Annotated in this window: 11 protein-coding genes and 1 pseudogene; 5 read left to right on the top strand and 7 right to left on the bottom strand. The window is 60.5% G+C overall.

Translation table 11 applies throughout. The features are described 5' to 3' along the window. Together MOV63_RS25340 and MOV63_RS25335 are read right to left on the bottom strand one after the other, a co-directional pair. Positions 1-486 (bottom strand): annotated as a pseudogene (locus MOV63_RS25340) (AraC family transcriptional regulator); the annotation flags it as partial. 70 nt (positions 487-556) lie between these two features. Further along, complete coding sequence (locus MOV63_RS25335; RefSeq protein WP_247038038.1) at positions 557-1579, bottom strand: RluA family pseudouridine synthase; 1023 nt, start codon at positions 1577-1579, stop codon at positions 557-559. 41 nt (positions 1580-1620) lie between these two features. On the opposite strand from MOV63_RS25335, the gene MOV63_RS25330 reads away from it, so the two are divergent. After that, positions 1621-2007, top strand: coding sequence for a hypothetical protein (locus tag MOV63_RS25330; RefSeq protein ID WP_247038036.1), 387 nt, complete (start codon positions 1621-1623; stop codon positions 2005-2007). Beyond that, positions 2007-2828, top strand: a complete 822-nt coding sequence (locus MOV63_RS25325; RefSeq protein ID WP_247038034.1) for an RNA methyltransferase — start codon at positions 2007-2009, stop codon at positions 2826-2828. Before MOV63_RS25330 ends, MOV63_RS25325 begins: the two co-directional genes overlap by 1 nt. A gap of 5 nt (positions 2829-2833) precedes the next feature. On the opposite strand, the gene MOV63_RS25320 is transcribed toward MOV63_RS25325, so the two are convergent. The 3 genes from MOV63_RS25320 to MOV63_RS25315 are packed head-to-tail and all read right to left on the bottom strand — an operon-like array spanning position 2834 to position 4791. Then, a complete protein-coding gene (locus MOV63_RS25320) occupies positions 2834-4039 on the bottom strand; it encodes a hypothetical protein (RefSeq protein WP_247038032.1) in 1206 nt (401 codons plus the stop codon). After that, a complete protein-coding gene (locus tag MOV63_RS32650; RefSeq protein ID WP_258719298.1) occupies positions 4036-4158 on the bottom strand; it encodes a hypothetical protein in 123 nt (40 codons plus the stop codon). Before MOV63_RS32650 ends, MOV63_RS25320 begins: the two co-directional genes overlap by 4 nt. A 39-nt stretch (positions 4159-4197) precedes the next feature. Continuing rightward, positions 4198-4791: a DUF1134 domain-containing protein gene (locus MOV63_RS25315; RefSeq protein WP_157885158.1), complete on the bottom strand. Its 594-nt coding sequence runs from the start codon at positions 4789-4791 to the stop codon at positions 4198-4200. A 185-nt stretch (positions 4792-4976) separates the two neighbouring features. Between MOV63_RS25315 and chpT the strand changes: the two genes are divergently transcribed. Then, the gene (gene chpT / locus MOV63_RS25310; RefSeq protein ID WP_247038030.1) at positions 4977-5624 is read left to right on the top strand and encodes a histidine phosphotransferase ChpT; all 648 of its coding nucleotides are present in this window, start codon (positions 4977-4979) and stop codon (positions 5622-5624) included. Positions 5625-5728: 104 nt separating this feature from the next. Further along, positions 5729-6091, top strand: coding sequence for a PleD family two-component system response regulator (locus tag MOV63_RS25305; protein WP_038544623.1), 363 nt, complete (start codon positions 5729-5731; stop codon positions 6089-6091). A gap of 146 nt (positions 6092-6237) precedes the next feature. Here the strand turns inward: MOV63_RS25305 and ctrA are convergent, their stop codons facing one another. Continuing rightward, on the bottom strand, positions 6238-6936 hold the full coding sequence (gene ctrA, locus MOV63_RS25300) for a response regulator transcription factor CtrA (protein WP_038544621.1): 699 nt from the start codon (positions 6934-6936) through the stop codon (positions 6238-6240). A gap of 423 nt (positions 6937-7359) precedes the next feature. Here ctrA and MOV63_RS25295 point away from each other — a divergent pair, with 423 nt between their 5' ends. Continuing rightward, entirely contained in the window at positions 7360-7710 is a 351-nt protein-coding gene (locus MOV63_RS25295) for a hypothetical protein (RefSeq protein ID WP_007769465.1), read from the top strand. Positions 7711-7823: 113 nt separating this feature from the next. Here the strand turns inward: MOV63_RS25295 and MOV63_RS25290 are convergent, their stop codons facing one another. Continuing rightward, positions 7824-8102 (bottom strand): GNAT family N-acetyltransferase, encoded by a 279-nt coding sequence (locus MOV63_RS25290; protein ID WP_247038028.1) that lies wholly within the window; start codon positions 8100-8102, stop codon positions 7824-7826. Positions 8103-8146 lie beyond the last annotated feature (44 nt).

The raw sequence follows: 8146 nt of genomic DNA, 5'->3' as shown, positions 1-8146 counted from the left end.
GGCGGTACGCACGCCGACGGAGCGGCGCACCAGCGTCATGGCCAGCGTGTCGGCTTCCAGCGTCTCGGCGGTGCCACGCATCAGGCTGTGACGCAGCAACGCCACCAGCGCCTGGGCGCGCGCATCGATCCTGAGCCGCTGCTTGTTGAAGACAACGCGCGATCCCTTGGGATTGCGGTGCTCGGCCGGGACCAGTTCCTCCAGCATCGCCTCGGGCACGTCCATGCTGAGGCAGGAATCGCCGCCTTCGACCGGATGGCTGATCTGGTAGGCCTCGTCGCAGTTGAAGAACAGCACCTGGTTGGCCTCGGCGACGGTGTCGTCGCGGCCGACATGGCGCATGAACACGCCGCGATAGGGGAAGACGAGGCTGGTTGCATGCGAGCATTCCTCGCCGCTCCGGTGCCGGCATTCACCGCCACACACGACGTCGCGGACCTTGATCAGGTCAGTATCGAGGAGCTTTGTGACGGCGAGCTGGCTCATGGAGGACCTTGGGATACCTCGTGGATGTCGTCAGGTATATACTCTCCGGCAGCCCGTCAGGCCACCCGTTTCATGCCTTCAGCGCCTCGATAAGTTCAGCCATGTCGTCCGGCATCGGTGCTTTGAATTCCATCACCTCGCCGGTGCGGGGGTGTTCGAAGGCGAGCAGAAAGGCGTGCAGCGCCTGACGTGGAAAGCGGTTGACGACGCTCTTGGCGAAATCCGGCAGCAGGTTAGCCTTGGTCTTGAAGCCGGCGGAGTAATCCTGATCGCCGATCAGCGGGTGGCCGATATGGGCCATGTGCACGCGTATCTGATGGGTGCGGCCGGTTTCCAGCCGGCATTCGATCAGCGCGGCGAGCGCGGTCGCATCCGGCTTCTCGTGGAACCGTTCGATCACCTGGTAATGGGTGATGGCCTCGCGGGCGTCGCTTGCGTCTTCCTTCTGCACGGCGCGCTTGGTGCGGTCTCCGGCGCGTCCGAGCGGCGCGTCGATCGTGCCCTTCAGCCCGCGCGGACGGCCCCAGACGACGGCCTGATAGGCGCGCTCCAGGGGACCCGAGCGGCCATGGTCGGCGAACTGGTCTGCGAGGTGGCGATGGGCGATATCGTTCTTGGCGGCGACCATCACGCCGCTCGTATCCTTGTCGAGCCGGTGGACGATGCCGGGACGCTTGACGCCGCCGATACCGGAGAGGCTTGCGCCGCAATGATGGATCAGCGCATTGACCAGCGTGCCGGTCCAGTTGCCGGCGCCCGGATGGACGACGAGGCCGGCGGGCTTGGCGATGACGATCAGGTCGGCATCCTCGTAGAGCACTTCGAGCGGGATATCCTCGCCCTTGGGCTCAGGGTCCTCGGGTTCCGGAAGGTCGATCTCGACGGTGTCGCCGGCATTGATCTTCTTCTTCGGCTCGAGAACCGGTTTGCCGTTCAGGCTGACGGCGCCCTGTTCGATCAGGGCCTTGATGCGGTTTCGCGAAAACTCGCCTTCGAGCACCGAAGTCAGCCAGGCGTCCAGCCGTCCTTCGGCCTCGTCGGAGGCGGTGAGGACTTTCCTTGGGCGCTCGGCTTCTTTAAAGGGATCGTTCATTCAATCATTCCGATAGCATTCGACAAGAACAAGGACGTCCCATGCCCCAACCCGAGATCGAGGAAAAGGAAGAGCCGCTTGATCCGGCAATGGAGAGAATCCGCCGGAAAATGGTGCTTCTGATACTCGTTTCGGGCGGGATCTTGTTCGTCTGCTTTATGGCGGTCCTTGGCGCCATTGTCTATAAGGTCGCGCAGCGGCCTGCCAAGCCAGAGACGATCGCCTCGACAGGCGGGTTCTCGGTGCCGGCCGGCCAGCCGCTTGCTGCAACCGCAGAACTGCCTCCCGGCTTCGTGGTGCAGGGCGTATCGCTCTCCGGCAGCCAAATCCTGTTCTACGGCCTGCTGACCGGCGACCAGAAGATCTTCATCTACGATATCGCCGCCGGCCGCATCGTTGCCGATGTGACGGTGGCCGTTCCGCAATAATGGCGCCGGTTCGCATCGAAGACGCGGACGACCCGCGGATCGCCGAATTCCGGTCGATCCGCGAGCGGGACCTGACCGGACGCGAAGGGCGGTTTATAGCCGAGGGTACGGTGGTGCTCAGGATGCTCGCCGCCGCGCATGGTTCGGGTGGCGATTTTCTGACCGAGAAGATCCTGCTGCTCGAAAACCGGGTTGCGGGGCTTTCCGAGATCCTTGAAGGTTTTCCGGCAGATATTCCGGTCTATGTGGCGTCCACTGCCGTGCTCGATCAGATCGCCGGTTTCCACCTCCATCGCGGGGTGCTGGCGCTTGGCCGCCGCCGGCAGGAGAGGAGCGCTTCCGAACTGATTGCGAGGCTGCCGGAGAAGGCGTTGGTAGTCGCCGCCTTCGGCATCTCCAATCACGACAATATAGGCTCGATCTTTCGCAATGCTGCAGCTTTCGGCGCCGATGCGGTGCTGCTCGACGAGAGTTGCTGCGATCCGCTCTATCGAAAGGCGCTGCGCGTCTCGGTGGGGTCGGTGCTTTCGGTGCCTTATACGCGGCACGGCACGATGTCCGATATCCTGGCGGTGCTGATGGAGAACGGTTTTGCCGTTTGGGGGCTTTCTCCGACGGGCTTCGTGGAAATCCGCGATGTGCCGGCGTCGGATCGGATGGTGCTGATCACTGGCACGGAGGGCGAGGGGCTGCCGGCAGAGGTGCTTGCCCGCATCCGATCGGCGCGCATCGCTCAGGCGCCAGGTCTCGACAGCCTCAATGCAGCGACGGCGACGGGGATCGCGCTCTACGAGATCGCCATGGCTCAGGGCAGGTTATAGAAGTCTCAGTTATTCGCGTCCTGGGCGGTAGCGAGCGTCTTCTTCGACTTCGCTGCCAGACTTTCCCGGTTGCCGTTTCCGGATTTGCCGGAGAGGATCTTGTGGATCGGTGAGGACGAACCTTCGGACGCCGCCGTCATCGCCACCATGCTGGCGGCGATCGCGGCGAGCTCCTGGCGAATCGCTTCGTCGCTGCCGCTGTCGTTCTGCAGGCGCTCGGAGAGCGCCATTGCTCTACTGCGGGCATCCTCAGCCATTCTGGCCACGACGGGATCGACGTCGGGTTGTCCGGAAATCCGGGCTTGTCGCGGAGGCGGAGCATGCGGAATTTCACGCAGGTTGATGTCCTCCGGAGTAATCTTCTTTTTCGGCCCCGCCTTTATCACCGGGCGGACGACGGCCGAATCGCGAAGGGCGCGACTGGAATCCCGCGCTTCGGCATTGGCGCCTTTCAGCTTGTCCCGCAACCGACCGATCTCTGCAAGCCGGCGCTCCAGCGTCGTCTCCCTGTCGGCACGGTCGGCAATTTCCTTGGCAAGCTTGTCCTCAAGTCGCTGGACGCGATGCTCTTCCTGGGCGAGCCGGGCCTCGGCGTCCTTGGCGCGGGAGGTCTGCAGCCGGACGTCGTTGCGCAACGTGTCCCGTTCGTCGCGCAAGGCGGTGATCCGGAATTTCAGGTTCTCCACCTCGGTGTCGCGGGTGGAAAGGTCGATCCGGAAGTTGTCGGCGTCGGCTATCATCAAAAGCTCGCGCTGCTGCAGCTTCTCGATCTCCTGATCCTTGGCGGCGACGCTCTGCTCGGCGGTTTCGAGCGCTGCCTTCAACTGCTGAATATAGCTGTCCTCCTGACGCAGGCGCGAGCGGGCGTCGGCGGCCTCGACATCCATGGTGTCGATCTGGGTACGCAGGTCGGTGATTTCGGATAGCAGCTGCCTGGTTTCCTCGGCAAGGCTTTCGCTCCTGATCTGCAGCGCGACCGCCTTGTCTCTTTCCTGGACGAGTTCCTGCTTGGTACGCGCGTTCTCCGCGGCATAGACGGCGCGGGCCATATCTCGCTGGGCGCGGACTTCCTGCGGGCTGATCGGCAGCGTCGCCTTGATACGGTTTTCGGTGTAGCGCACGATGCGATTATGGACCGCCGGGGCAATCAGCATCACTGCAAGTGCGGCGCTCAGGAAACCCAAGCCGAACAGAAGAGCAAACTGAATCACGATGCGGCCGTTTCGCGGTCTGGATGGAAATGCGCAGGCTGTTTAAGCATGGCCGCATTCAACCGGCAAGCGCCCTTCAGGCAGAAGGCGGGATTACGGGTCGCTGCGGCGAAAAACATCAAATCCCCTCCGGTGTCCGGGGAGGATAATGGTAAATTTCAGAAAGGGTTCCAGGTCGGCGACTGGGTGAGCTTCAGATAACCGACGTTGATGCCGAGGCGAGCGCCGAGGCCGGTGCGAATCGGTACCAGGATCACATTGTTGTTGCGCAGCACCGTCATGCCAACGCCGGCGACCACGAAGGCAGAGCCGGACACGCCGCCGAAGCGCGCATAAAGGCTGTTGACCGAGGGAAGGTCATAGACGAGCATCATCGCGCGTGTGCCTTGGCCGCCGTAATCGATGCCGAGCGAGGGCCCTTGCCAGAACACCGGGTGCTGGCCGGCGTTCTTGGTGTAGAGTTCGCCCTCGCCATAGGTCAGGCCGGCGATGAAGGCGCCCGACCCTTCCTGGCCGAGGATATAGCCGTTCGGCAGGCCGTATTGCGAAAAGGCCTTCTCGACGACCTTGGCAAGCCCGCCGCTGGTGGAGCCGAAGAAGCCGTGGCCGGCATCGACGATTTCCTGGGCAGAATATTGGTTGGCGCCCTGCTGGGCTGATGCCGGGCCTGCGAAGATCGCGATCACGGCAAACACCGTCGCTGCGAAACGTGCGAGGGCCGAAGGGGTGTGGATGCGCATTGTCAGATCCATGATTGTATCATCCAGGGGCATGCCTTTTGCATCATGCTTAAGGCCCAGCCATTTTGAGGCCATGATCTTAACAATCGGTTTACCAAATATGGTGTCATTATGACCAGGAACATTGCTTCATCCCCGCGCAACCTTCAGATGGCAAGGCGAACGCGGGGGGAGCATTTCCCAAACAGGAGACCTACATGCCGAAGAATCCGAATCTTACCCTTGCCGGGCCAGATCTCGCGGCACTTCTGTGCAGCCGTGTCTGCCATGACGTGATCTCCCCGGTCGGCGCGATCAACAACGGCCTTGAGCTTCTCGACGAAGGTGCCGCCGACGGCGACGCGTTCGACCTCATCCGCACCTCGGCCCTCAACGCCTCTGTGCGCCTCAAGTTTGCCCGCCTCGCATTCGGTGCTTCCGGCTCGGTCGGCGCCTCGATCGACACCGGCGAGGCCGAAAAGGCCGCCAAGGATTTCGCCATCGCCGAAAAGAAGACCGAGGTCACCTGGAACGGCCCGCGGGCTATCATCGCCAAGAACCGGGTCAAGCTGCTCCTCAACCTTTTCCTTGTCGCGTATGCGGGCATTCCTCGCGGCGGCTCGATGGACGTGACGCTGGAAAATCCGGAATACGACGCGAAATTCATCCTCACCATCAAGGGACGGATGATGCGCGTGCCGGCCAAGTTCGTCGAAATCGCCAGCGGCACGCTTGAAGAGCCGATCGATGCCCATTCGATCCAGCCCTATTACACGGTACTGCTTGCGGAAGAGTCCGGCATGGAGCTGAGGCACGTGGTTTCGGAAGACAAGATCGTCTTCATCGCCGAAACTGTGGCTGCCTGAGACGATCTCCGGTTGATTGCTGCCCAAGGGTAACCATTCATTAGTGCCATCCTCCTAATGATAGACGCTTGGAACCAGAGCGGGTTCAGCGTCAGGGGAACACGATGCAGCGTTTAATGATCGCCGACGGATCGGACATCGTACGGACGGTCGGCAAGCGGATCCTGTCGGAACTGGGCTTTCTCGTCGTCGAGGCCGACACCGCGCGCGCGGCGGTGACGCGCTGCAATGCCGAGCTTCCCAATTTCCTGATCGTCGACGCTGGCCTGGAGGGCGCGCTCGAACTCATCGGCACCATCCGGGCGATGCCGAACGGCAAGAGCATCCGCATCTTCTATTGCGTCATAGAGGCGGACCTGAAGAAGATGATGGCCGGCAAGCGCGCCGGTGCGGACGATTTCCTGCTGAAGCCTTTCGATCGCAAGATCCTGACGTCGGTCTTCTCGGCCCTGGCACAGGCGGCCTGATCCACAAGCCGATACATCTACATCCGCTCGACCCAGGGCAGCCCACATGGCCGCCGCTTTTCGTTTGAGGTCCGCAAGCAGGCTCAAAACAAAACGCCCGCCGGGCAAGCCAGGCGGACGTTTCGAAAGGGGATTTTCAAGGCAGCTCAGGCGGTTTCGGCGTATTCCGCCTCAGGTTCACGCAGCACGTAGCCACGGCCCCAGACGGTTTCGATGTAATTTGCGCCGCCGGCGGCATTGGCAAGCTTCTTGCGCAGCTTGCAGATGAAAACGTCGATGATCTTCAGTTCCGGCTCGTCCATGCCGCCGTAAAGGTGGTTCAGGAACATTTCCTTGGTGAGCGTGGTACCCTTGCGGAGCGAAAGGAGCTCCAGCATCTGGTATTCCTTGCCCGTCAGGTGAACGCGCTGGCCGCCGACTTCGACGGTCTTGGCGTCGAGATTGACGATCAGTTCGCCGGTGATGATGATCGACTGTGCATGACCCTTGGAACGGCGGACGATCGCGTGGATGCGAGCGACCAGTTCATCCTTATGGAAGGGCTTGGTCATATAGTCATCGGCGCCGAAACCGAGACCACGGACCTTGTCTTCGATGCCGGCCATGCCGGACAGGATGAGGATCGGTGTTTTGACCTTCGAAAGCCTCAGAGTGCGAAGCACTTCGTAGCCCGACATGTCGGGCAGGTTGAGGTCGAGGAGAATGATATCATAGTCGTAAAGCTTGCCGAGATCGACACCTTCCTCACCGAGGTCGGTCGTATAGACGTTAAAGCTTTCCGATTTCAGCATCAGCTCGATGCTCTGGGCAGTCGCGCTGTCATCTTCGATGAGTAGAACCCGCATATTTTTCCCCTTTACCGCCGCGTAAGGTATCTTTGCCCCCTTACTCGATACGGATCCAGACTGAGCCTGATTTGGAAGCTGCCACTAAATGGTTAACAAATTATGATTCAACCTGGCAAGGTTCATGATTTCGTTAAGCAAAATTAGTAGCAACCTGATTTCCCTTTAAGATTGGTCATCACCAGGACTGAATCAGCGGATGAGGAAATTCCGCTAAGTGATTCATTCGACTCATACATTGTCGCGGCCAATTTAGGCCCTGGCATTTACCGACCCTTAAACGATCCGGTTTATCATTAATGATGCCCGTAAACGAAAGGTTAACGCGAAGCTTAATTTATTAACGTCGCGGGAATTTTTTGATCCGGAGTGTACCAATCCGGATACACGGGCCTGGGTCTCGCTATCCACGGAGTATTGCGTATGAAGTCGCGTGACAGCCTGGTTCGCCTGAAAAGTTTTCAGGTCACCGAAAAGCGTCGTCAACTGCAGCAGTTGCAGATGATGATGGCCGAATTTGAGAGAATGTCTAAAGAGCTCGAGCATCAGATCACTCTGGAAGAGAAGAAATCCGGGATTACCGACCGGAATCACTTCGCTTATCCGACTTTCGCAAAGGCGGCCCGCCAGCGCGCGGACAACCTTCAGGTGTCGATTCGCGAGCTGAAGGTCCAGGAGGAAAGCGCAGAACTGGCGCTTGAGGAAGCGGAAGCGGAATTTGCCAAGGCCTCGGCGCTCGAAGAGCGCGATGGCGGAATGCGCGCCCGCGCTTAGTCGGGCGGCATCAACGACGGAATGTCATAATCTGGGGCGGTGCCGCGGTGCCGGGCCCCATTTCCGTTTTTTGTTTTCCGTTAACGTCTGTGATTCGGGTTCGGCATCCCACGTTAACGAAGAATATCCTGCCAGTCGGGGTGTCGTTCCGCCTGGGCCTTGAAGAACGGGCAGAGCGGGATGATCTTCCAGCCACCCTTGCGGGCTTCTTCCACTGCATGCAACGCCAGCGCCTGGCCGACCCCTTTGCCGCGAAGTTCGTCGGGAACTCCGGTATGGTCGACGATGATAAGTTCCGGGGAGGCGCGCGAATAGGTCATTTCCGCATAATGACCTTCGACCTCGGCCACGTAGCGGCCGCCCGACCGCGTCTCTTCATCGGTGATATTCATGATTGTCCTGCTTCTGTCCGTTCGCCGATGGTGTAATACGGGGA

This window comes from Neorhizobium sp. SHOUNA12A, assembly GCF_023006505.1.
In the GTDB taxonomy this organism is placed as follows: Bacteria; Pseudomonadota; Alphaproteobacteria; order Rhizobiales; family Rhizobiaceae; genus Neorhizobium.
This window is presented reverse-complemented; position numbering and strand designations above follow the sequence as displayed.